The 22,787-nt window shown below is 70.5% G+C and carries 18 protein-coding genes; 7 read left to right on the top strand and 11 right to left on the bottom strand.

Annotated elements, in window-relative coordinates; translation table 11 throughout:
- Positions 1-81: 81 nt before the first annotated feature.
- The gene (gene hutH / locus GA707_RS04590) at positions 82-1,632 is read right to left on the bottom strand and encodes a histidine ammonia-lyase (protein WP_226963535.1); all 1,551 of its coding nucleotides are present in this window, start codon (positions 1,630-1,632) and stop codon (positions 82-84) included.
- Between the two features lie 90 nt (positions 1,633-1,722).
- Here hutH and GA707_RS04595 point away from each other — a divergent pair, with 90 nt between their 5' ends.
- Positions 1,723-2,478: an IclR family transcriptional regulator gene (locus GA707_RS04595; RefSeq protein ID WP_152177246.1), complete on the top strand. Its 756-nt coding sequence runs from the start codon at positions 1,723-1,725 to the stop codon at positions 2,476-2,478.
- Positions 2,479-2,492: 14 nt separating this feature from the next.
- On the opposite strand, the gene xylB is transcribed toward GA707_RS04595, so the two are convergent.
- Both xylB and xylA read right to left on the bottom strand, forming a co-directional pair.
- Positions 2,493-3,794: a xylulokinase gene (gene xylB, locus GA707_RS04600; protein ID WP_193315171.1), complete on the bottom strand. Its 1,302-nt coding sequence runs from the start codon at positions 3,792-3,794 to the stop codon at positions 2,493-2,495.
- Positions 3,795-3,812: 18 nt separating this feature from the next.
- Positions 3,813-5,000 carry a xylose isomerase gene (xylA, locus tag GA707_RS04605; protein ID WP_152177247.1) on the bottom strand — a complete coding sequence of 396 codons (1,188 nt, stop codon included), beginning with the start codon at positions 4,998-5,000 and terminating at the stop codon, positions 3,813-3,815.
- Between the two features lie 191 nt (positions 5,001-5,191).
- Here xylA and GA707_RS04610 point away from each other — a divergent pair, with 191 nt between their 5' ends.
- Complete coding sequence (locus tag GA707_RS04610) at positions 5,192-6,196, top strand: LacI family DNA-binding transcriptional regulator (protein ID WP_226963536.1); 1,005 nt, start codon at positions 5,192-5,194, stop codon at positions 6,194-6,196.
- Positions 6,197-6,214: 18 nt separating this feature from the next.
- Here the strand turns inward: GA707_RS04610 and GA707_RS04615 are convergent, their stop codons facing one another.
- The 4 genes from GA707_RS04615 to GA707_RS04630 are packed head-to-tail and all read right to left on the bottom strand — an operon-like array spanning position 6,215 to position 11,796.
- Entirely contained in the window at positions 6,215-8,569 is a 2,355-nt protein-coding gene (locus GA707_RS04615; RefSeq protein WP_152177249.1) for a beta-glucosidase, read from the bottom strand.
- On the bottom strand, positions 8,566-9,459 hold the full coding sequence (locus GA707_RS04620) for a carbohydrate ABC transporter permease (RefSeq protein WP_152177250.1): 894 nt from the start codon (positions 9,457-9,459) through the stop codon (positions 8,566-8,568). The genes GA707_RS04615 and GA707_RS04620 overlap by 4 nt, the downstream gene beginning before the upstream one ends.
- 1 nt (position 9,460) lies before the next feature.
- Complete coding sequence (locus tag GA707_RS04625) at positions 9,461-10,456, bottom strand: carbohydrate ABC transporter permease (RefSeq protein ID WP_152177251.1); 996 nt, start codon at positions 10,454-10,456, stop codon at positions 9,461-9,463.
- An 11-nt stretch (positions 10,457-10,467) separates the two neighbouring features.
- Positions 10,468-11,796 carry an ABC transporter substrate-binding protein gene (locus GA707_RS04630; RefSeq protein ID WP_152177252.1) on the bottom strand — a complete coding sequence of 443 codons (1,329 nt, stop codon included), beginning with the start codon at positions 11,794-11,796 and terminating at the stop codon, positions 10,468-10,470.
- A 132-nt stretch (positions 11,797-11,928) separates the two neighbouring features.
- Here GA707_RS04630 and GA707_RS04635 point away from each other — a divergent pair, with 132 nt between their 5' ends.
- The 3 genes from GA707_RS04635 to GA707_RS04645 are packed head-to-tail and all read left to right on the top strand — an operon-like array spanning position 11,929 to position 15,564.
- A complete protein-coding gene (locus GA707_RS04635) occupies positions 11,929-13,101 on the top strand; it encodes an ROK family protein (protein WP_152177253.1) in 1,173 nt (390 codons plus the stop codon).
- A gap of 35 nt (positions 13,102-13,136) precedes the next feature.
- Positions 13,137-14,084 carry an aldose 1-epimerase family protein gene (locus GA707_RS04640; RefSeq protein WP_152177254.1) on the top strand — a complete coding sequence of 316 codons (948 nt, stop codon included), beginning with the start codon at positions 13,137-13,139 and terminating at the stop codon, positions 14,082-14,084.
- Between the two features lie 16 nt (positions 14,085-14,100).
- Positions 14,101-15,564 (top strand): alpha/beta hydrolase, encoded by a 1,464-nt coding sequence (locus GA707_RS04645; RefSeq protein ID WP_152177255.1) that lies wholly within the window; start codon positions 14,101-14,103, stop codon positions 15,562-15,564.
- Positions 15,565-15,608: 44 nt separating this feature from the next.
- Here GA707_RS04645 and GA707_RS04650 read toward each other — a convergent pair whose 3' ends face one another.
- The gene (locus GA707_RS04650; RefSeq protein WP_152177256.1) at positions 15,609-16,277 is read right to left on the bottom strand and encodes a hypothetical protein; all 669 of its coding nucleotides are present in this window, start codon (positions 16,275-16,277) and stop codon (positions 15,609-15,611) included.
- Between the two features lie 129 nt (positions 16,278-16,406).
- On the opposite strand from GA707_RS04650, the gene GA707_RS04655 reads away from it, so the two are divergent.
- Together GA707_RS04655 and GA707_RS04660 are read left to right on the top strand one after the other, a co-directional pair.
- The gene (locus GA707_RS04655) at positions 16,407-17,552 is read left to right on the top strand and encodes a sensor histidine kinase (RefSeq protein WP_152177257.1); all 1,146 of its coding nucleotides are present in this window, start codon (positions 16,407-16,409) and stop codon (positions 17,550-17,552) included.
- Complete coding sequence (locus GA707_RS04660; RefSeq protein WP_152177258.1) at positions 17,552-18,358, top strand: response regulator transcription factor; 807 nt, start codon at positions 17,552-17,554, stop codon at positions 18,356-18,358. Before GA707_RS04655 ends, GA707_RS04660 begins: the two co-directional genes overlap by 1 nt.
- On the opposite strand, the gene GA707_RS04665 is transcribed toward GA707_RS04660, so the two are convergent.
- From GA707_RS04665 to GA707_RS04675, 3 genes are read right to left on the bottom strand one after another with little or no spacing between them, the layout of a single operon-like run.
- Positions 18,277-19,254 (bottom strand): NAD(P)H-quinone oxidoreductase, encoded by a 978-nt coding sequence (locus GA707_RS04665; protein WP_152177259.1) that lies wholly within the window; start codon positions 19,252-19,254, stop codon positions 18,277-18,279. The genes GA707_RS04660 and GA707_RS04665 overlap by 82 nt on opposite strands.
- A 22-nt stretch (positions 19,255-19,276) precedes the next feature.
- Positions 19,277-20,056 (bottom strand): MBL fold metallo-hydrolase, encoded by a 780-nt coding sequence (locus GA707_RS04670; protein ID WP_152177260.1) that lies wholly within the window; start codon positions 20,054-20,056, stop codon positions 19,277-19,279.
- A complete protein-coding gene (locus GA707_RS04675) occupies positions 20,053-22,767 on the bottom strand; it encodes a LuxR C-terminal-related transcriptional regulator (protein WP_193315172.1) in 2,715 nt (904 codons plus the stop codon). Before GA707_RS04675 ends, GA707_RS04670 begins: the two co-directional genes overlap by 4 nt.
- Positions 22,768-22,787: the final 20 nt, after the last annotated feature.

A 22,787-nucleotide genomic window follows, 5' to 3' on the forward strand; every position in this document is an offset into this window, starting at 1 on the left:
TGATGGTCTGCTGCGACGGACGGTTCTGCGGTGGCTATCGGTGCGGATGACCAACGGCCACCCGTCCCTCGCGGGACGGGGTCAGTTGAGGGGGCCGGTCACGGCGACGACCGCGTCGAGCAGCTCGCCGGAGATGACGGTCCTGTATGCGCTGGCCAGGTCGGGTGCGAGGAACCGGTCCGGCCCGGGCCGGGTCCGCCCGGTCGCCTCGAGCGCGGCGATCGCCGCCGCGGTGGCCGGAGCGGGCTGCAGCGGTGCCCGCAGCGCGATGCCCCGGGCGGCGGTGATGAGCTCGATGGCGAGGACGCGGCCGAGGGCCTCGACGGAGCGGCGGAGCTTGCGCGCGGCGCCCCAGCCCATCGAGACGTGGTCCTCCTGCATGGCGCTGCTCGGGATCGAGTCGACGCTGGCGGGGACGGCGAGCCGCTTGAGCTCGGCCACGAGCCCCGCCTGGGTGTACTGCGCGATCATCAGGCCCGAGTCGACGCCGGGGTCGTCGGCGAGGAACGGCGGCAGGCCGTTGTTGCGGGCGACGTCGAGGAAGCGGTCGGTGCGCCGTTCCGCCATCGAGGCGACGTCGGCCGCGGGGATGGCGAGGAAGTCGAGGACGTAGGCGACCGGGGCGCCGTGGAAGTTGCCGTTGCTCTCGACCCGGCCGTCCAGCGTCACGACGGGGTTGTCGATGGCACTCGCGAGCTCGAAGGCCGCAACCCGGGCCGCGTGCTCGATCGTGTCGCGCAACCCACCGGTGACCTGCGGTGCACAGCGCAGCGAGTAGGCGTCCTGGACGCGCGGGCAGTCGTCGGTGTCGTGCGAGGCGCGGATCGGGCTGCCGGCCAGCATCGCCCGCATGTTCGCGGCGGAGAGCGCCTGGCCGGGCTGCGGCCGTAGGGCGTGCAGGTCGGCGGCGAAGACGTCGTCGGTCCCGAGAAGTCCCTCGACGCTCATCGCCGCGGAGATGTCGGCGACGGTCGCGAGCATCCGCAGGTCGTGGATCGCGAGGCAGAGCATGCCGAGCATGCCGTCGGTGCCGTTGATGAGGGCCAGGCCCTCCTTCTCCTGGAGCTCGACCGGGGTGATGCCGGCCGCGGCGAGCGCGTCGGCGGCCTCTGTGCGCGCACCGTCGACGTCCACCGGTCCCTCACCGGTGAGCGCGAGGGCGCAGTGGCTGAGGGGGGCGAGGTCGCCGGAGCAGCCGAGGGAACCCCACTCGTGGACGACCGGGGTGATGCCGGCGTTGAGCATGGCGACGTATGCGGTGAGCGTCTCCTCGCGGATCCCCGTCCGGCCCGTGGCGAGGGTCGCGATCCGCAGCAGCATGAGCGCGCGGACCACCTCGGTCTCGACCGGGTCGCCGGTTCCGGCCGCGTGCGAGCGGATGAGCGAGCGCTGCAGCTGCCGGCGGCGCTCGACGGGGATGTGCTTCGTCGCCAGCGCACCGAACCCGGTCGAGACGCCGTAGTGCGGCTCGGTGTCGTCGGCGAGGCCGTCGATCACGGCCCTCGTGCGCCGCACCTCGGTGAGCGCCTCGTCGGCGAGCACGACCGGCGCGCCGTGCCGGGCGACGGAGACGACGTCCTCGACACGGAGCGGTCCGGCGCCGACCACCACAGCGGGAATCTCTGTACTCATGTCAGCCATGCAACACCCCGGCGAGCGGGGTCACGAGTGCCGCGCACCGCATACTGTCTCGGATATCAGACAAACGACGTAGGAGGTGACATGGCGAACGCGACCGCCGCGGCGCACGGTCTGGATGTCCTCACCCTCCTCGCCCGCCACGGCGAGCCGCTGCCCGCGGCGACGATCGCGCGCGAGCTCGGGCTGCCGCGGTCGAGCGTCTACCACCTGCTCGCGGTGCTCACCTCGCGCGGCTTCGTCCGCCACCTGCCGGAGGAGCGCCGCTACGGTCTCGGCGTGGCGGTGTACGAGCTCGGCTCGGCGTACCAGCGCCAGGCGCCGCTGCAGCGGGTCGCGCGCCGCGTCATGGATCGGCTCGTCGACGACACCCGGCTCAACGCCCACCTGGCTGTCCTGCACGGTCGCGACGTCCTGTACGTCATCGAGCAGCGCGCCCCGGGCGGACCGCACCTGGTCAGCGACGTCGGTGTTCGACTGCCGGCATCGCTCACAGCCACCGGCCTGGCGATGCTCGCCGCCCTACCGGCGGCGCAGGTCCGCGCGCTGTACCCGGGGCGGGAGGCCTTCGTGCAGCGCGCAGGTCGGGGTCCGACCTCGCTCCTCGCGCTACGCCGGGAGCTGCAGGACACCCGCGCCCGTGGGTATGCGCTCGAGGACGGCCTCGTCACGCCCGGTCTGGCGTCGGTCGCGGTGGCCGTGCTGGATCACAACGACTACCCGGTAGCCGCCGTGGCCGCGACCTACCCCGTCGACCGCGTGTTCGAGGTCGGCGTCGTCGTCGGGTCCGTGCGCACCGCCGCCGCCGAAGTCACCCGCCGCATCCGCGGCCGCCGCTGACGCAGCGCAGTCGCTCACTCGCCGAGCAGCGTCCTCGCCGCCTGACGCGCAGCACCCAGCGCCACGTACTCCGCCGGAGGGGGGACCTCGATCGGTACGCCGAGCACCGACGGGGCGATCTCGCGTACTGCGTGGGACTGCGCACCTCCACCGACGAGGACGGCGCGACGGATCGGTACTCCGAGACCGCGCAGAGCGTCGAGGCCGGCGGCCAGACCCCCGAGCATTCCTTCGACCGCGGCACGGGCGAGGTTCTCCCGCGTCGTCGAGGTCAGCGTCATGCCGTGCAGCTCGGCGGTGGCGTCCGGCAGGTTGGGGGTGCGTTCACCCTCGAAGTACGGCACCAGGTGAAGACCTTCCGCACCGGGAGGAGCTGCGAGTGCGAGCCGACTGAGCCCCTCGTGGTCCACCGCGAGCAGCCTGGCGATGACGTCGAGGACCCGGGCCGCATTGAGCGTGCAGACCAGCGGGAGGAAGTGCCCGTCGGCCGAGGCGAACCCGGCCACCGCACCCGTTGGGTCGACGACCGGCGAGTCGCTCACGGCAAACACCGTACCGCTGGTGCCGATCGAGACGACCACATCGCCGAGGACGGCACCCACCCCGACACCGGCAGCGGCGTTGTCGCCCGCGCCCGGCCCGACCCGACGACCACCGGCATCGGCCACGCGTGCGTCATGGGCGAGCACGCGCGGCACGACGACATCCTGCCCGAGGGCCGCCACGAGCAGCTCACGGTCGTACTCGCCGGTCGCGGGAGACCAGTACCCGGTGCCCGATGCCTCGGAGCGGTCCGTGACGAGTTCGTCGAGCACCGGGCCGCGCGGGCTGTCGGGGCCGAAGCCGCGCAACCGCCAGGTGAGCCAGTCGTGGGGAAGCGCGACTGCCGCAACCCGTGCGGCCTGTGCCGGCTCGTGGTCGCGCAGCCACCGAAGCTTGGCGACGGTGAACGACGCCACGGGCACGCTGCCGGTGCGCCTGGCCAGCTCGGCGGCGCCGAACTCGGCCACCAGGGCTCCAGCCGCGGATGCCGAGCGAGTGTCGTTCCACAGCAGCGCATCGCGGACCACCTGACCGTTCTCGTCGAGCGCCACCATGCCGTGCTGTTGCCCGCCGATCGCCCAGGCTGCCACATCGTCGAGCCCTCCGGCGTCGGCGATCGCGGCTCGCAGGGCACTCCACCACGCCTCCGGGTCGATCGACGTGCCGTCGGGGTGCGCTGCCCGCCCCTCGCGGAGGACGGAGCCGGTGTCGGTGTCGACGACGACGACCTTGCACGACTGGGTCGAGCTGTCGACCCCCATCACCAATGGCATGCGAGGACCGGCTTCCGGTCAGCGAGCGCCCATGAGGTGCTCGGTCGCCAACTGCTGCAGCCGAACGAACCCGCATCCTCTGCCGCCGAAGTACGCCGAGGTGTCGAAGTCCTCGAACGCCGAAGGATCGGCCAGCAGCTCATCGTAGGACTCGTCGGCACCGAGCGTGGGGGTGGCCAGCTCAGGGACCCGCGCGTCGCCGAGCGCCTGCTGCACCTCGGGGTCGGCGCGGAACGCCTCCGTCCGCTCCTTGAGCAGCAGGTACGTCCGCATGTTCGCCGCAGCCGACTGCCACACGCCCGTCTCGTCCTCGGTGCGGCTCGGCTTGAAGTCGAAGTGACGTGGCCCGTCGTAGGACGGGCCGCCGCCCGGGCCACCGTTCTCGAGGAGGTCGACGAGAGCGAAGGCGTTGTGGAGGTCTCCGTGGCCGAACACGAGGTCCTGGTCGTACTTGATGCCGCGCTGGCCGTTGAGGTCGATGTGGAAGAGCTTCCCGTGGTAGAGCGCCTGGGCCACCCCGGCCGCGAAGTTCAGGCCCGCCATCTGCTCGTGGCCGACCTCTGGGTTCAGGCCCACCAGCTCGGGGTGCTCGAGCGAGTCGATGAACGCGAGAGCGTGACCGACGGTCGGCAGGAGAATGTCTCCGCGGGGCTCGTTCGGCTTCGGCTCGATCGCGAACCGGATGCTGTATCCCTTGTCGATAGCGTACTGACCCATGAGGTTGACCGCCTCGCGGTACCGCTCGAGCGCGGTCCGCACGTCCTTGGCGGCGTCGTACTCGGCACCCTCCCGACCGCCCCACATGACGAAGGTCTCGGCACCGAGCTCGACACCGAGCTCGAGCTGGCGTAGCGCCTTGCGAAGGGCGAACCGCCGTACTCGGCGGTCGTTGGACGTGAACCCGCCGTCCTTGAACACAGGTGCCGAGAAGAGGTTGGTGGTGACCATCGGGATCTTCAGACCCGTGGCGTCCAGCACACCCTTGAGCCGGTCGATCTGCGTCTGACGCTCCGCGTCGCTGGAGCCGAACGGGAAGAGATCGTCATCGTGGAACGTCAGACCGTATGCGCCCAGCTCGGCGAGCTTCTCCACCGCATGGACGACGTCGAGCGGCGGTCGGGTCGGGCCGCCGAACGGGTCGGTTCCGCCATACCCGATCGTCCAGAGACCGAAGGTGAACTTGTCGGATGGGACGGGGGGCCTCATGGCATTACTCCTTGACACCGGATAGAATTGTTGTCTCTCACAACGTATACCTCTGTGGGACGAGTGTCCAGAGCGGTTGTCGAAAGTTGTCGGAGTTCTCCTCGAAACTTGTGCAACGATAGCGACGGCGGCCCCAACCGTGAGCCCGCCGACGAACGGTCCAGTCCCACATGACGAGGAAGGAGCCCGCCGTGGCAGCCCGATCAGGGGTCACGCTCGCCGAGATCGCCGCGGAGGCCGGGGTGTCCCTCTCGACGATGTCGAAGGTGCTCAACGGGCACGCCGACGTCGCCGCCTCGACGCGCGCTCGACTCGAGGAGCATCTGACCCGGCACGGCTACCAACGCCGCGGTGCCCAGCGCGCCGAGACCATCGAGCTGGTCTTCCACGAGCTCGAGCCCACGTGGTCGATGGAGGTCATCGAGGGCGTCGAGGACGTGGCCCAGCAGGCGGGACTGTCGGTCGTGCTCACCGTGAGCGGTGACCGCCACTCACCCGCACCCGACTGGATCGACGGCGTCCTACGGCGACGGCCGCTCGGGGTCGTGCTCGTCTTCTCCGACCTCGCGACCCCGCACCGCGAGAAGTTGCGCTCGCGCGGAGTCCGGTTCGCGATCGTCGACCCGGCGGGCGACCCCGCTCCCGACGTGCCGTCGGTCGGCTCGGCCAACTGGTCGGGCGGTCTTGCGGCGACCCGGCATCTCATCGAGCTCGGACACCGCCGCATCGCCGCCATCACCGGCCCCGAGGACATGATGTGCTCGCTGGCCCGCGTCGACGGGTACCGCTCCGCCATGAATGCGGCGAACCTGCCGATCGACCCCGACTGGATCCGCTTCGGGGACTTCCACCCCACCGGAGGCGAGGCGCACGCGAGCGAGCTCCTCGCCAGAGCCGACCGGCCCACCGCGATCTTCGCCGGCAGTGACCTGCAGGCGCTGGGTGTGATCAGCGCCGCCGCTGCTCAGGGACTCAACGTCCCGGGTGACCTCTCGGTCGTCGGGTACGACGACATCGCGCTCGCACGCTGGTTGAGCCCGCAGCTGACCACGGTGCACCAGCCGCTGCGCCGCATGGGCGAGGAGGCCGCGCGCCTCGTCATGCGGCTCGCCGCCGGCGAGAGCGTCGACACGCTGCGCATGGATCTCGCCACCCACCTCGTGGTGCGCGGCAGCACCGCACCCCCGGCACCCTGACCCTGCGCGCCCGGAGCGTCACCCAGTCGGCGTTACGCAGACCTCGGCGTGCAGGGCGCGCGTGTGATCGACGATCCGCGCGTCGCCGACCAGCCGCACCGGCACCGCACCGACGATGGCGGCGCTGGACCGACCGAACCCGAGCACGAGCTCGCCGGGCTCGACGACGCGGCGGCCGTCGCGTCCGGTGAAACTCGCGAGGTCCGCGGGCACGAGGAACGAGACCACCGCGCTCGCACCGGCGTCCAGGTCCACCCGGGCATAGCTGATGAGGCGTTGCGCGGGCTGGACGACGCTGGCGACGACGTCATGGAGGTACAGCTGCACCACCTCCGTGCCCGTCCGGTCGCCCTCGTTGCAGATGCGCACCGACACGCTGACCGCTCCGTCGGTGCCGATCTCGGCGGCGTCCGCGACGGCGTCGCTCCACGCGAACGAGGTGTAGCCCAGCCCGTGACCGAAGGCGAAGGCCGGAGTCGGGTCGACGGACGAGATGCCGCTGCGACGAGCCAAGGGAGCCGCGAGATAGGTCGACGGCTGGGCGCCCGGGTCCGACGGCACACTCACCGGGAGCCGACCGCTCGGGTTGACCCGCCCCGAGAGCACGCCGGCCAGCGCGGGCGTGCCCTCCTCGCCGACGAAGAAGGCCTCGATGATCGCCGCAGCGGTCGAGACGGCGTTGCCGAGCGCATACGGACGCCCCGCGAGCAGGGTCGCGATCGTCGGAACACCGGTGGCGATGACGGCGTCGAGCAGTTCCTGCTGCGCACCGGGCAGGCTCAGGTCGGCTGCGTCGCAGCCCTCGCCGCTCGTGCCCCGCCCGAACAGCCCGGCGCGATCTCCGAGGGCGACGATCGCGACGTCCGCGGCTCGCACGGCGGCGAGCGCTGCGTCGAAATCGCGCTCGCCCCCGTCGATGCTGGTGCCTCTCACAGAGGTAACCTCGGCCTCGGGGAACTCCACGCGTACCGACTCGAGCAGGGTGGGCAGCGCGATACCCATTCCGAAGTCGGGGTGGTGGATGCCGACATGGAGCGGGAACGAGTAGCACCCGAGTACGGCATACGGCTCGTCGCCGTTGGGGCCGATCAGGGCGATGCGCCGCGGGGCGCGCAAAGGGAGCGTCCCGTCGTTGGACAGCAGCACGATCGCGCGCTCGGCGAGCTCGCGCGCGAAGGCGCGGTTCTCGACCGGGTCGAGGTCCACCGAGCCGCGCACGTCGTCGGCCGACGCGTCCCGGCGCCCGGCCAGCACAGCCGGCACGTATCCCTCCTCGCCGTCGAGTAGGCCGACGTCGATCTTCTGGGCCAGCACCCGTCGCAGGGCCCGGTCGATGAGCTCCTCGGGCACGGTCCCGTCCCGCACCGCCGCGACCAGGGCGGCACCGAAGGTCTTGCGCCCCGGCAGCTCGACGTCGATCCCCGCCTGCAGCGCCTGGTGCGCCGCGTCGGTCCAGTCCGTGGCCACTCCGTGCAGCGTGTGCAGGAAGCCGATGCTGAAGTAGTCGGCGACGACCGTCCCCGCGAAGCCCCAGGTGTCACGCAGCAGGCCGGTGAGGAGGTGCGCATCCGCCGCTGCCGGCACCCCGTCCACATCGGTGTAGGAGTTCATCACACTGCGGACGCCGCTCTCGCGGATCGCCATCTCGAACGGGGGCAGGATGACATCGGCGAGCTCGCGCGGACCGATCGAGACCGGCGCGAGGTTGCGCCCGGCCTTCGAGGCGGAGTACCCCGCGAAGTGCTTGAGCGTCGCGATGATCCCTGCCGACTCCAGCCCTTGGATGTAGGCGGTGGCGATCGTCCCGACGAGGTACGGGTCCTCACCGATGGTCTCCTCGACGCGTCCCCAGCGGGCGTCACGCACGACGTCCAGGACCGGCGCGAGTCCTTGGTGGATTCCCATCGCGCGCAGGTCGGCGCCGATCCGCTCGGCCATGCGCCGGACGAGCGCAGGGGAGAACGACGCCCCCCACGACAACGGCACGGGGTATGCCGTCGCGCCCCAGGCAGCGAAGCCCGCGAGACACTCCTCGTGCGCCAGGGCCGGGATGCCGAGGCGCGACTCCGCTACGATCCGGCGCTGCGAGCGCAGGAGCGAGACCGCTCCCGCGGCGGGGTCGACCGGAACGGTGCCGTAGGGGCGGGTCAGCTGCCCCAGCCCGAGCGGTGCGACGTCGGCGAGGTCGACGTCCTCGGTCATGTCGTTCTGGTTGGGCGCGACCTCGGCACCGTCGTTGGAGGCCGCGATCCAGATGCCGTGCAGCTGGGCGACCCTCTCCTCGAGGGTGAGTGCGGCGAGCAGAGCCTCGACGCGCTCGGTGACGGATGCCTCGGCATCGCGCCAGACCTCGCCCGAGCGAGTGTGCGTCATCCCTTCACCGCGCCGCTCAGGCCACTGACAATGCGCTTCTCCGCCGCGAGGAAGAAGACGAGCGCGGGAATCATGGCTAGGGAGGTGTAGGCGAGGACGGCGCCGGTGTTCTGCGAGTACTGCGTGGAGAACTGGGTCAGACCGAGGGGAAGGGGCCACCACTCCTGCGGCAGCGTGCCGGTGCTGATCACGAGAAGCGGGAGGAGGTAGCCGTTCCAGGAGGCGACGAAGGCGAGGATCCCAACGGTGATCAGCCCGGGCTTCGACAGCGGGAGGAGGATCCGCCAGAAGAACTGCATCCGGGAGGCGCCGTCGATGACGGCGGCTTCCTCCATCTCCTCGGGGATGGCGCGCAGGAACGGCGTGAGGATGATGATCGTCGTCGGCAGGGCGAACGCGATGCCGGGGATGATGACGCCCCAGTAGGTGCCGTGCAGCCCGAGGGTTCGCAGCATAAGGGTCAGCGGGAGGGCGGCGACCGTGAGCGGGAACATCAGTCCCGCGGCGAAGAGCGTGTAGAGCCCCTGTCTTCCCCGGAAGGTGTAGCGGGCGATGACGTATGCGGCCATCAGGCCCGCGACGACCACACCGGCGGTCGTGCAGACCGCGAGGAAGATGCTGGCCAGCACGTTGCCCCAGAACCGCTGCGCCGTCAGCACGGCGATCCAGTTGTCGAGGACCCACGGGTCGGGCAGGCCGGCGGGGTTCGCATTGAGGTCGGCGGTGGTGCGGAACCCGCCGATGAAGACGTACACGACTGGGCCTATGGCCAGTGCGGCGACACCGAGGGCGATCAGATAGATGAACGGCCTGCCCAGGTTGAGGCGTCGCTTCTCCGGTGGTGGGGTCTCGCGGCGGACATCGGCAGCCGGCGTGGTGGAAACGGTCATGTCAGCGCACTCCTCTCGTAACCGCTCCCGCGAGGTCGCGCCGTAGCGCGAGGCGTTGGTAGCCGAGCGCGATGACCAGCGAGATCAGGAACAGGATGACCGCGATGGCGCTGCCGTAGCCGGGCTGACCGGCGAACTGGCCCTGCTGCACCATGTATGTCGCCATCGTCTCGGTCGACATCTGTCGGACGGTCGGGGCGACGGTCACCCACACCATGTCGAACACCTGCAGCGAGCCGATGATCGACAGGAACGCCCAGATGCGGATCGTGGGCGCCAGGAGCGGCAGCGTGACGTACCGCTGGGTCTGCCACCACGACGCGCCGTCGATCTCAGCCGCCTCCCCGAGCTCCTTGGGCACACCTTGCAGGCCGGCGAGCATGAGCAGGATCGCGAACCCGACGTACTTCCAGGTGAGGATGAGGAAGATGGTGTACAGCGCGATGTCCGGGTCGGCGAGCCAGTTGCGCTGCAGGAATCCGAGGCCGAGGCCTTCGAGCAAAGCGTTGACACCCCCATTGGGCTGGAGCAGCAACTTCCAGGTGAGACCAGCGATGACTTCGGCGAGCACGTAGGGCACGAAGATCAGCAGGCGCAGCACGCCGCGGCCGCGCAGGCGGCGGTTGAGCAGCAGGGCGATAGCGATGGCGAGCGGTCCCTGCACGAGCAGGGATGCGAACAGGATGAAGAAGGTGTTCGTGATCGCCCTGCGGAACTCGGGGGTCGAGAACGCTCTGGTGTAGTTGTCCAGTCCGACGAAGCGCTCGGCGTTGAGCATGTCCCAGCTGAACGCCGCAGGAAGGTTGAAGAAGCTGTAGACCGCCGCCAGCACCACGGGGACGATGACGAACCCGATGAACAGGATCAGCGCCGGAGCGACGAAGACGACGACCTCGACCCACGTGCGGGTCCGGCCATTGCGATGCCGTACTCGCGGAGGGCGGAGGACACCCGGGCCCGCGGTCTCCGCGGGCCCGGGTGCAGTGAGGGAAGCCATCGTGCTGGGTGCTACAGCGTCGCCGCCGCGTCCTGCATCCTCGTGATGATGTCCTCCGGTGTGCCGTTGCCGGCGACGAGGTTGACGATGCCCTCGTTCATGGCGTTGCCGACGGTGGTGCCGTACTCGGTGTCGAGCCACAGCTGGACGAAGGAGGCCTGGGACAGACCGTCGGCGACCGCCTTGAGGTTGGGGTCCTCGAGCGAGCTCTGGGCGGCGGTGACAGTGGGGATGCCCGATCCGCTCGCAGCGAACTGACTCTGGACCTCTTCGCTCATGATGTAGGCGAGCAGGTCGGCACACTCCGTGGGGGCGTCCTTGGCGCAGCCGAAGCCGTCACCGCCGCCGAGTGCTGCGTTCGGATCGCCCGCGGAGCCCTCGATTGCCGGGAAGGGGAACCAGCCGAGGAACGGCGGAACCTGCTCGTCGGGCGTCAGCCCGCCAATCACGCCGGCGTTCCAGTGACCCATGAGCTCCATGGCCGCCTGGCCGTTCGCGATGAGCCCGGCCGAGGAGCCGGCACCGGTCTGTGCCGGAGTGCCGAGGAAGCCTTCCTGGAAGGGCTCGGAGGCGATGAACTCCTCCAACTCCGTCCCGGCCTCGATCCAGCACGGGTCGGTGAAGTCGAACTCCGCGGCGGCCGTGGTCAGCGTGTCCGGCGAGCACGAGTGCAGGGCGAACTGGTACCACCAGTGCGCGGCCGGCCACTTGTCGCCGGCGCCGACCGCGATGGGAGTGGCGTCGATGGCCTTGAGCTTGTCGACCGCCTCGTTGAGCTCGGTCAGTGTCGTGGGCGGTGACTCGATGCCCGCCTCGGCGAAGAGATCCGTGTTGTACCAGAAGCCCTCGATGCCGAAGGTGAACGGGATGCCGTACGTGGCTCCGTCGACCTGCCACGGGTTGACCGTCGCCCCGACGCTGGCGATGGTGTCCGGGATCATGTCGTCGAGCTGCATGAGGTAGTCGTTGGCGACCTGATCGCGGATCTCGCCTCCGGGCCACACCTGGAACAGGTCGGGGCTGTCACCGGAGGCCAGCGCATTCGGGATGAGCGTGCGCTGCAGCTCCTCGTTCTGATATCCGGTCTGCACGACCGTGACCCCGGGGTTGTTCGCCTCGAAGTCCGCTGCGACCTGCGCCCACACCTCCGGCATCGGCCCCGACGTGGCGTTGTGCCACCAGGTGAGGGTCACATCTTCGGCTGTGCCCGATTCGTCCCCCCCGCCTGTCCCGGGCGCGGCGGTATCGGAGCTGTCACCGCCACACGCGGCCAGAGCACCGAGAACCACGCCTGCGGCGGCGATCCGGGCGACCGTTCGCTGGATGCTGCGTCTGCTCATCGTTGAACCTCTCGAAAGTTTCGACACCATTGTCGAAAGTGCTGGTGCACCCACCGTAGACATCCGGAGATTCGTGGTCAAGACCAACAAATAGGGTTTCGGGTCACATTCCGATCTCATACAGTGGCCCACATGGCAGCGAACGGCGGAACCCTGGAAGGGGTCCGTCAGCGCAACCTGGCACGTCTGCTGCGGCTCGTGCACCTCGGCGGTCCGCTCTCACGCGCGAGCCTCACCGAAGCCACCGGGCTGAATCGTTCGACGATCGCGGGACTGGTCCTCGAGCTGACCGTCGCAGGCCTGGTCGAGGAGCGCCCGCCCGATCCTTCTCGCCGGGTCGGACGACCGTCCCCGCTCGTCCTCCCACATCCGTCCCTGGTGGCCATCGCAGCCAATCCCGAGGTCGATGCCATCGAACTCGGCGCAGTCGGGCTCGACCAACGGATGCACGCCCGCGTCCGGTTGCCGCAGGACGTCGTGCTCAGTCCGCAGCGCACGGCCGATCTCATCGCCGAGCAGATCACCCGATGGCGTTCTGCGGAACTGGCCGGTGCGGACATCGTCGGGGTCGGGGTCGCCGTGCCCGGGCTCGTTCGTGCATCCGACGGCCTGGTGCGCGACGCACCGCACCTCCGGTGGGTCGATGCCCCCCTTCGCGATCTCGTGATGGAGACCACGGGAATGGCGACGTCGGTGGGCAACGACGCATCACTGGGCGCAATCGCCGAACACCTGTACGGCGCAGCCGTGGGCATCGACGACGTCGTCTACCTCAACGGTGGTGCGAGCGGAATCGGCGGCGGGCTCATCGTCCACGGGATGCCAGTGGGCGGGGTCGGGGGCTATGCGGGCGAGTTCGGGCAGAACCGCCCCGGCATCGCCGCCGCGACCGACCAGCGGGCACCGGACGGGGTGCTCGAGGACGAGGTCAGTCGCACCCGGTTGCTGGGGGCTGCGGGACTGGACCAGGCCGACGACGCCGAGCTGGCGGCCGCGTTGAGGCGGGTACACGGCCCGGACGTCGTCGCCGAGGTGGAGAGGCAGCGACGCATCCTCGCCACCGCGCTCTCGAACGCAGTCAACGTGCTCAACCCTGCAGTGGTCGTGCTCGGCGGCTTCCTGACAATCCTCGCCGAGCACGACATGCCGGGTCTCGAGGCCGCTGTGCGGGCCCAGTCGATGCCCGCCTGCGGCGAGGACATGCGCATCGTCCCGGCCGCGCTGGCGGAGGACCGGCTCCTCATCGGAGCCGCCGAGGCGGTCTTCACCGACCTGATCACCAACCGTCTCTCGGAACGGCTCTGACCTCGCTCGACCCGACCACCTCGTCAAGGAACGCCATGACCACCCCTCCCCGCTCCGGCACCCAGTACCTGCTCACGGCGGGGGGGTACGAGGCCACCATCGCCTCGGTGGGTGCGACCCTGCGTCGCCTCGTGCACGTCGGCCGGGACCTCATCGTGCCGTTCGACAGCGATGCCGTGCGCCCCGCATACCGCGGAGCGCTCCTCGCGCCTTGGCCCAACCGCATCGTCGACGGCAACTATGCGTTCGCGGGGGTGGAGAGACAGGTCGCGCTCACTGAGCCGGAGCGCGGCCATGCGCTGCACGGCCTGGCTGCGTGGCTCGACTTCGGTGCCGTCGGACGAGAACCGGATCGAGTCACCGTGGCCGCGACCATCGTGCCCCAGCAGGGATATCCGTGGCGCGTCCGGGTCGAGACGACGTTCGCACTCGGTGCCGACGGCCTGAGCCAGATCGTGCGGGCGACGAACGAGTGCGCTGAGGTCGCCCCGTTCGGTACCGGTTCCCATCCCTATCTCGTGGCAGGCGCAGGGCCGTTGGATGACTGGACCCTGTCGTTGCCGGCCTCCCGCGTCATCGGGGTGGCCGAGGAACGGCTGTCGCCCTCCGGGCTGGGCCCGGTGGAGGTCGACGCCCATCGATTCGACTTCCGTGTTCCGCGACGGTTGGGGCCGGTGCAGATCGACCACGCGTTCACCGATCTGCACCGTGACGCCAGCGGGACGGCGGCTGTCCGGCTCACTGACCCTGCCGGAACCGGTGTCGAGGTCAGTTGGGGAAGCACCTGCCCGTGGGTGCAGATCCACACCGCTGACCTACCCGCCGGGCCGAGCGGGCCGGGGCACCGCATCGGACTCGCGGTCGAGCCCATGACGTGCGCCCCGGACGCATTCAATTCGAGTCGATACGACTATGACACAGGGCTTCTGACGATCGAGCCGGGGCAGACGATCACCGCGTCCTGGCGCATTGCGGCGCTCTGAGGTGCATACTGCGCCCATGCGGCGAGCACTGTTCTGGTGGGTCGCCGCGGGGGCGCTCCTCCTGGCCGGGGTGATGGTGCTGGTGGGCTCGACCGCTGATGTCAGCCGGGCCGCGACGGTCGCCGGCTCGACGCCCGTACGCGTGTTCACCCCGGCGGCGCCGGGCCCCGGGCCGGTCGTCGTGCTCGCGCACGGCTTCTCCGGGAGCGCGGCGATGATGGACCCGATGGCCTCGGCTCTGTCCCGAGCGGGCCTGGTCGTGGTCGCTCCGCACCTGCCGGGTCACGGCGGCAACGCCACGCCCCTCGATGAGAATGCGCTCGACTCCGCCGTGACCGACGCTGTGGGCCTCGCGAGCGAGCTCGCCGACGGCGGTCCGGTGGCTCTCGTCGGGCACTCCATGGGCGCCGGGGCGGTGACGGACCGGGCGTCCCGGAACCCTGCGGCGTCGACGGTGGCCATCAGCCTTCCCGATGCGTCCGCTCTGCCGCAGGACCCGGACCGGCCGGCAAACCTCCTGCTGCTGTGGGGTTCGGCCGAGCCGCAACGTTTCGTCGATGCCGCCCTGACTGGGCTCCGGCTCGGCTATCCGGAGGGTGAACCGGGCCGGACCTACGGCGACAGCGAGGCTGGCGACGCTCGTCGTGCGCAACCGATCCGCGGGGCCGAACACATCTCCGTGATCTACCGGCAGCAGACGTTCGACGAGGTCACGGCGTGGCTGGATTCCGGGAGCGCCGAAGGCTCACCGCGTGGCGACGCGCGGCTGCTCGGGGTCGTCCTCATCCTGGGCGGCGGGATCGTGGCTGCGCGACCCCTGCTCGCGAGGGCGGACAGCGACAGAGGCGCGGAGCCCCCCGGGGCGTCGAGCGGCGTTGTCGGGCGTCTCGGCATCCTGGCGGGTGCGGCCGTCGGTGCGGCCCTCGGCGCTGCCGCCCTCCAGGGTGTGACCGACGCGGTGCCCGTGGCGGTGACCGGCTACCTCGCGGGGTGGTTCGCGGTAGGGGCGCTGTTCCTGTGGCTCGCCACCCGGCGGATGGGGGCGGCGGCCGGGGACGCGGACGGCCTGTTGTGGGGCGCGGTGGCCGGTGTCGTGCTGACCCTCGCGATGGCGCTTCCGGCCCGCCTGTCGTGGGCCGCCTACGAACTCGTCGCTGTCCGGTGGTGGGTGTTCCTGCCGTTGCTCGTGATCCTCGGCGCATGGTTCTGGGCGGAGTGGCGGGTCGTCGACGGTGTCCGCGGGTGGCGCCGAGCGGTCCTGCTCGGGACCAGCCGACTGGTCATCGTCGCCGTCCTGCTGGCGGGCGTCGTGCTGCTCGGGGCACCCGGTTTCCTGTCGCTGACGGTGCCGCTCCTGCTCCCGATCCTGCTGCTGCTCGCCGTGCTGGCCGGCTGGGCCCGCGATCCGCTCGCGGCTGCGGCGGCGCAGGCCATCCCGACGGCGCTCGTGGCCGCCACGACCTTCCCCATCGTGCCCTGACGACGACTTGTGGACGACCCAGGGTCGACCTGAGTCGCCGCGGGCTACCCGTCTGAGGGTGATGGGGCCCCGGTGCGGAGGGTGGCCGCGGCGATGCCGAGCCAGGCGGGGACGACGATGGCAGTCATCCAGGAGGTGAGGGGGAAGACCAGTGTGGCGGTCAGGGCCGCAGCCGGCACCCAGATCGCGGGGGCGAGGCGACCTCGGGCGGCGACGACCGCTCCGGTCAGGGCCAAGGATGTCCCGTAGCGGGCGAGTTCGGCGACGTTGGCCATGACGAGAGAGGCTTCGCCGACACCGGCGCCGGGGTTCTGCACCAGCAGGGTGGCTGTCAACGCGCCGGCGGCGAAGCAGCTGATGTATGCGGTCAGGAGAACGGCGGTAGCGGTACCGGCGGCTGTGACAACCCTGCCCGCTGCGCCGCCGATGGCGGAGCCGAGTCGGGCTGCGGCGGGGATGAGGGCGGCGGAGGCGAAGACGGCGAGCAGGGACATCGCCTGCAGGGACGTGGCGCCGTCGATCAGGCCCTGGGTGACCCCGTCCCCGGTAACGGTCGCGGGCACGGGGCTCGAGAGCAGCAGCCAGAGGCCGGCAACGCCGGCTCCGATGCCGCCGGACAGTGCGAGAAGGCGCTGAGCCCGGGCGCGGTCCGGGGCCGTCGCGCTCCGAGAGGTGGCTGTCGCGATGTCGGTCATGTCGAGGCCTTTCGTCATGTGGCGGTGCTTCCGCCGTGTCCTTCGACGCTAGGGCGATGACGTCGACGATGAATCTGCCGGGCGGCCAGTCCTTCTCTGCCTCAGGACAGAGGCCGTGATGATCGTGCCGCGCCTACGATCACTGTCATGGTCAGGTGGTCCGTCCCGCGCGGCGACCTGCTCCTGGCTGCGGCGCTGACCGTGATCGGTCAGATCGAACTCATCCTGGCCGCTGACCAGGTTCACGGCCCGGCGTGGGCTCAGCACATCGGGTTCGCGCTCATGACCCTGCCCGTGGCGGGTGGGCGCGCCGCTCCCCTTCCAGCGGTGCTCGTCTCCGCCGTGGGCCTGGTGATCCAGAGCTGGGCGGGCCCGGCCCCTGTGGCCGCCGGGTTCGTGGCGATCCTGGTCCTGCTCGCTTCGCTGGGCTACCACGGCACCCGTCGGGACGGGGTCATCGGGCTGGGGTGCATGCTGGCGGCCGGGGCCGCCTACGAGGTGTTCGGAGCAAACCTGGTCATCGGCGACCTGATCGTCAATGTCCTGATCCTCGGCATCGCCTGGTTCGGGGCGCATCGCATCCGCCTCCACGCCGACGCACGGGTCGAGGCGGAGATCGCCGCCGATCGAGCGGCGCGTGATGCGGTCACCGCCGAACGCACCCGCATCGCCCGCGACCTGCACGACTCGGTCGCCCACACCCTGACCCTGATCGCCCTGCAGTCCGCGGTGGTCCGCGAACAGACGGGCATCGAGTCCACCGGCCGTCGTCCCGACCACGACTCAGACCGCGCTGTTGTCGACGGATTCCGCTCGATCGAGGACCTCGCCCGTGCCGGCCTGGACGACATGCACCGCTTCCTCCATGTCCTCGGCGCCGACGCAGACGAGGGGGCGCCGGGCATCACCGATCTTGCCGCACTGGTCGAAGGCGTCCAACGAAGCGGACACGAGGTCAGGCTGAGCGTCCAGGGATCCACCGACCATGTCCCGGCCAGTGTCGGCACCACCGTCTACCGTGTCGTTCAGGAAGCATTGACCAACAGCGTCAAACACACAGCCGGTTCAGCCACCACCGTCACGCTCGCCACGGACGACACCAGAGTCAGGGTCTCGGTCGCCGATGTCGAGCCACCCCACAGGATGACGCCGCGGGCCGACGGAGCGGGACGCGGGCTGGCGGGGATCGGCGAACGGGTGCAGCTCTTCGGCGGACAACTCACCGCCGGTCCGGGCCATGGAGACCACGGGTGGGTCGTCACCGCCGACCTGCCGCTGCGGAGGGGGCACTGATGACGGTCACGGTGCTCGTGGCAGACGACGAGCCACTCGTCATCGGCGCCATCACCGCCATCCTCGCCACCGGGGAGAGTGCCATCGACGTCGTCGCGACCGCCGAGGACGGGCAGGAGGCTATCGACGCCATCCGCGTCCACCGCCCGCAGGTCGCGCTGCTCGACATCCGGATGCCCCGACTCACCGGACCCGAGGTCGTCGCCGCCGTCACCAGTGACCCCGCACTCTCGGGCGTCCGGTGCGTCATGCTCACCACCTTCGCCGACGACCACCACCTCGCCTCATCCATCTTCGCGGGCGCGACCGGCTACCTGCTCAAGAGCATGCCCCCGGACCAGATCCGAGCCGGCGTGCACCAGGCCGCTGCGGGTCAGATGCCGGTTGCGCCGGCGGTCATCCAGCGACTGGTCACCCAGCACGCCGCGAGCGTGGCCGCCGGCGAGCACCGGCTGCGCCGGCTGACGCCACGCGAGAGAGATGTCCTGACCCGCATCGCCAACGGCCGCTCGAACGCCGAGATCGCCCGCGAGCTCTACGTGAGCGAAGGCACCGTCAAGACCCATGTGGCGGCCATCCTGCACAAGCTCGGGCTTCGTGATCGCACCCAGGCCGCCATCGCCGCATACGAGCTCGGCCTGGTCAGACCCGGCGCCCACCCATATACCGTCGCTGGCGAAGGCTCAGAGGTCCTCATGATGTGTCGTCCTGCGGAGACAGCTGCTCACAGGGTGAGGAGGATCTTGCCGACGTGTCGACTGCTCTCGAGCTCCTCGTGGGCGGCGCGCACCTGCTCGATGGGATAGGTGCGGTGCACGACCGGGCGGACCCGGCCGGCCTCGACGAGTGGCCAGACGTGCTCGCGGACGGCGGCCACGATGGTGGCCTTCTCGGCGAGCGACCGGGACCGCAGCGCGGTCGCGATGACGGCGCCGCGCTTGCGGAGCAGGGTCGCGATGTTCAGCTCCGCCGTGACCCCGCCCTGCATCCCGATGATCACGAGACGCCCGCCGTCCGCCAGGGTCTCGACATTGCGCATGAGGTACTTCGCGCCCATGTTGTCGAGGATGACCCCCGCGCCCGCGCCGGCGGTCGCGTCCCTGACCACCTCGACGAAGTCCTGCTCCCGGTAGTTGACGAGGATCTCGGCACCGAGGGAGCGGCACACCTCGAGCTTGTCCTCGGACCCGGCGGTGACCGCGACCCTCGCCCCGATCTCGCGAGCGAGCTGGATGGCCATCGTCCCGATCCCGGAGGAGCCGCCGTGGACGAGGATCGTCTCCCCCGGCTGCAGATTCGCGGTGAGGAAGACGTTGGACCACACCGTGCACGTCACCTCCGGCAGTGCAGCGGCCTCGACCAGAACCACGCCCGCGGGGATGGGCAGCAGCTGGCCGGCCGGCGCGCATACCGAATCGGCGTAGCCGCCGCCCACCAACAGGGCGCACACTTCGTCACCCACCGACCAGCCCTGAACGCCCTCACCGAGTGCGTCGATGGTCCCGCTGACCTCGAGCCCGAGATACGGCGACGAGCCGGGAGGAGGGGTGTAGTTGCCCTGGCGCTGCAGCACGTCGGCTCGGTTGATCCCGGCCGCGGCGACGGCGATCCGGACCTCCCCCTCCCGCGGTTCGGGACGGTCGACGTCGGCCAGGACGAGGGCATCGGCTCCTCCGGGCTCGGGCACGGTGACGGCTCGCATGTGCCCACCGTAGCCCGCGACCTCACCCCACGGTCGTCGTGCCGCCGACGGGCAGATGGTGCGTATGCACCGACGAGACGTCGGCGAAGGTCCGGCGCGCGACACGGTCCGGTGCAGATGTCCACCCGAGCCGTCCGGCCGGCCAGCCCCGCGGATGGAGTGTGCCGTGGTGGATCGGGATCACCTCACGAGCCGCAACGCGCAGCGCGGCCTCCGCCGCCTCCTCCGGGCCCATGTGCCCGGGCGAGAGGCGAGGACCCCAGCCACCGATCGGCAGCAGCGCCAGGTCGATCGGACCATCGGCGAGCTCGGGTAACTCCGCCATCGCCGGGTACAGCTCGGTGTCCCCGGCGAACCAGACGACACGCGAGGGTGTCCGGATCAGCATACCGACGGCCCCGTTCGGGCGATGGGGCATCGGGCGCGCCGTGTGCACGGCCGGGACGAGGCGCACCTCCACCTCGTCGGACACCCGGTGCCACCGCTCCTCGTGCAGGTCGGGCGCCACGAGCCCTTGCTTGCGCACCCACCGGGCGTTGGATCGCTCGGTGAGGACGGGCACGGCCGAGAGGGACTGCAGCGACGGAAGGTCGGCGTGGTCATGGTGGAGGTGGGAGAGCAGGACGGCAGCAGGGGGCTCGGGGGACGCGGCACCGGGAAGGTCGGCGCGTCTTCGCAGGGGACCCAGCCGGTCGCGCAGCACCGGGTCGGTGAGCAGCGTGGTTTCGCCGACCGTGATCTCGACCGTCGCGTGGCCATGCCACGTGACGGTGATCCCGTCCGATGCTGGGTCGCACATCATGACCGGGTCGTGAGCAGTCCGAGCCTGCGCGCCACCCGAACGGCCTCGCGCCGGCTGTTCACCCCGAGCTTGCGGTTGATGGTCTTGAGGTGCTGCTTGACGGTGTTGACCGAGATGTTGAGCTCGTCGGCGATCTCGGGGTTGGTGCTCAACGTCGGTAGATAGGCCAGAACCGAGAGTTCCCGCTCGGTCAGGGAGATCGGGGACGGGCTCGTCCGTTCACTGACCTCAGGCGCGCGCTGGTCCACGGCGGAGACGGCGCGCCTGTCGAGGAAATCCAACACGCGTGCAACGAACTCGGGCTCAGCCCCCTCGAGAGTGAGGTGCCGGCGCAGCAACGCGGTGATGCGCTCGTTGGGGCGGACGAAACCCTGAACGGCGTTGCCCGCCGCGCCGATCTCGATCGCGCGAGCCAAAGCGGCCAAGGCCGACGCATCGTGCCGGAGCCTGTCCTGGGCGAGGGCCTCGACGACCCAGGCCTCGCTCGCGACGGAGCCGTCCGTTTCGAGCATCGCAGCAACCGCCTCACGAGCGTGTTCCGGCTCCCCGATCGCCAGGTAGACATGCCCGCGGGTGATGGAGACAGGGTCGCTCTGCAGGCGGGGCCGGCCGTATCGCTCCAGAGCGGATCGCTCGTCGAGGTCGGTCAGAATGGCCGCCGCCCGCTGGGGTGAAGCGGCGGCCAGAGCGATCTCGGACGCCAAGGCCCCGCGAAGGTAGCCGACGATCGTCAGCCGGGGCCACTGCGCCGCCCAGCGATCCACCGTTCCCAACGCCCGTTGGGCGCGGGTCACGTCCCCGGACGTCAGGGCGTGCCGACCGGCCACGAGCGCCAACACGGCACCGAGGAACGGATCCCGGGCTCCGATCCCCGTGTACTGCGCCCGCATCAAAGCATGCTCGGCCTCGATGAGCTCGACGGCCTGCAGGTGGGCGATCGCCATGGTCAGCCACGCCGCCCCTGACTCGTAGGACTCGATCCATCCGCTGGACTGCGCGGCTGCCAGGACCCGCTCCGCCGTGGCCCGCCCCTCGGCGACCAGACCGCATGAGACCGTCGAGAGAGCCAGCAGGCCCCCGTGAGAGATCTGAGCATGGGTCCCGAAGCGTTCTACGTCGACCCCGATGACCGCCTCGGTGAGAAGTCGTTTCGCCTCCTGGGCTCGACCCAGCCACAGCTCGGCGACTCCCCTCATGCTGACGACGAGGCCCGCATACAGTGACCAGGCGCGCGACGGGGGGTTCGCGCGCACGATCGTCTCGGCGTCGCACGCCGCGGCGTACATCCGATCAGGGTCACCCGCCCGACGCGCGGCCGCGGTTTCCAGAAGGCGATGCACAAGGGTGGCGACCTGTCGACGGGGTTCCGGTATCTCGCGCAGACCTGTCGCGGCGCGCGCCACCCAGGTGCCGAGGGCGTCGGTGTCACCCACCGAGTAGGCGACCAGTCCCTGGCAGAGCCGGGACTCGGGATCCAACGCCTCCTCGACGGGAAGGGCCCCGAGGATCTGGCCCAATCGCACCCGGTCCGGCGAGAACATCAGCACCGATGCGGAGCGGAGAGCGACCTCGACAGCGCGGTCATGGTCGCCCGAGACGACCGCGTGGCGTAGGGCCTCGAGCCACTCACCTTCCTCCTCGAACCACACCTGGGCACGCAGGTGCTGCTCGGTGACCAGGGACGGGCTCGCGACCCGCAGTCGCATCCGGAGCGTCTCGAGCAGCATGGGGTGGTACCGGTACCAGCCTGAGTTCAGAGCCGAGACGAGGACGTTGTCACGGACGAGCGACTCCAGGAGCACCCCAGCGGTCTCGTCGCCGGTCAGGGCCCCGGCCAACGACGCGCACACCCTGTCGACGACGCAGGTGCGGAGCAGGAACTCGGCCCGGTTCTCGCCCAGTCCTGCGACGACCTCGTCAAGCAGGTAGCCGGACACGAGCGTGTGACGGCCGTCGAACCGGGCGACCGCCGAACTCGGGTCATCCTCGGGATTAAGGGCCATCATCGCAAGCCTGAGGCCTGCAGCCCAACCCTCGGTCGTGTTCATGAGGTGGTCCAGCGCCTCGTCATCGAGGCACAGGCCGTGCTCCTTCAGCAGCTCTCGGGCCTCGATGCGGCTGAAGGCCAGTTCCGCGCCCCTGATCTCGCCGAGACGGTCGGCCAGTCGGAGCCGGTGGAGATGGAGTGGTGGATCGTGACGTGACACCAGGACCAGACGTTGGGCGGGCGGCATGGCCGGCACCAGCGCCTCCAGCGCGTCCAGCGCGTCGGATCCGGCGAGCTCATGGACATCGTCGAGTACGAGGACCAGATGCCCGGCCTCATGGGCCAGTGCCGAAGTCATCGAGTCGACGAACGCCTGGGTCGGCACCGACGGCACCGCGATGCTCTGCATGACCTCGGTGGCCGCGACACGCTGGAGTGCCCCCACGACGGTCTGCCAGAAGCGGTGCGGGTCACGGTCCGCACGGTCGAGGGAGGCCCACGCGACGACGAGGGGCTCCGGTGACTCCGCGGCCGCGCGAGCCCACATGGCGACGGCGTAGGTCTTGCCCGAGCCGCCTGCCCCGGTGACGACCGTGAGCGCTCGACGTCGAACGCACTGGTCAAGGAGGTCTTCGACTCTTCTGCGGCTCACCACTCCGGTGCCCGGGTCGGGCGTCGTCAGGCGGGCACCGTGGAACCCCACGGGTGCGGGGGTGGCCGCCACGTGTCCTCCTTCGGGACCGG

Origin of the sequence: Nostocoides sp. F2B08, assembly GCF_009184895.1 — a bacterium.
Lineage (GTDB): Bacteria > Actinomycetota > Actinomycetes > Actinomycetales > Dermatophilaceae > F2B08.

Excerpts from the sequence above, each read along its gene's own strand:
- hutH (WP_226963535.1), bottom strand. The coding sequence starts at position 1,632 with ATGAGTACAGAGATTCCCGCTGTGGTGGTCGGCGCCGGACCGCTCCGT.
- GA707_RS04595 (WP_152177246.1), top strand. The coding sequence starts at position 1,723 with ATGGCGAACGCGACCGCCGCGGCGCACGGTCTGGATGTCCTCACCCTC.
- xylB (WP_193315171.1), bottom strand. The coding sequence starts at position 3,794 with ATGCCATTGGTGATGGGGGTCGACAGCTCGACCCAGTCGTGCAAGGTC.
- xylA (WP_152177247.1), bottom strand. The coding sequence starts at position 5,000 with ATGAGGCCCCCCGTCCCATCCGACAAGTTCACCTTCGGTCTCTGGACG.
- GA707_RS04615 (WP_152177249.1), bottom strand. The coding sequence starts at position 8,569 with ATGACGCACACTCGCTCGGGCGAGGTCTGGCGCGATGCCGAGGCATCC.
- GA707_RS04620 (WP_152177250.1), bottom strand. The coding sequence starts at position 9,459 with ATGACCGTTTCCACCACGCCGGCTGCCGATGTCCGCCGCGAGACCCCA.
- GA707_RS04625 (WP_152177251.1), bottom strand. The coding sequence starts at position 10,456 with ATGGCTTCCCTCACTGCACCCGGGCCCGCGGAGACCGCGGGCCCGGGT.
- GA707_RS04630 (WP_152177252.1), bottom strand. The coding sequence starts at position 11,796 with ATGAGCAGACGCAGCATCCAGCGAACGGTCGCCCGGATCGCCGCCGCA.
- GA707_RS04635 (WP_152177253.1), top strand. The coding sequence starts at position 11,929 with ATGGCAGCGAACGGCGGAACCCTGGAAGGGGTCCGTCAGCGCAACCTG.
- GA707_RS04640 (WP_152177254.1), top strand. The coding sequence starts at position 13,137 with ATGACCACCCCTCCCCGCTCCGGCACCCAGTACCTGCTCACGGCGGGG.
- GA707_RS04645 (WP_152177255.1), top strand. The coding sequence starts at position 14,101 with ATGCGGCGAGCACTGTTCTGGTGGGTCGCCGCGGGGGCGCTCCTCCTG.
- GA707_RS04650 (WP_152177256.1), bottom strand. The coding sequence starts at position 16,277 with ATGACGAAAGGCCTCGACATGACCGACATCGCGACAGCCACCTCTCGG.
- GA707_RS04655 (WP_152177257.1), top strand. The coding sequence starts at position 16,407 with ATGGTCAGGTGGTCCGTCCCGCGCGGCGACCTGCTCCTGGCTGCGGCG.
- GA707_RS04660 (WP_152177258.1), top strand. The coding sequence starts at position 17,552 with ATGACGGTCACGGTGCTCGTGGCAGACGACGAGCCACTCGTCATCGGC.
- GA707_RS04665 (WP_152177259.1), bottom strand. The coding sequence starts at position 19,254 with ATGCGAGCCGTCACCGTGCCCGAGCCCGGAGGAGCCGATGCCCTCGTC.
- GA707_RS04670 (WP_152177260.1), bottom strand. The coding sequence starts at position 20,056 with ATGATGTGCGACCCAGCATCGGACGGGATCACCGTCACGTGGCATGGC.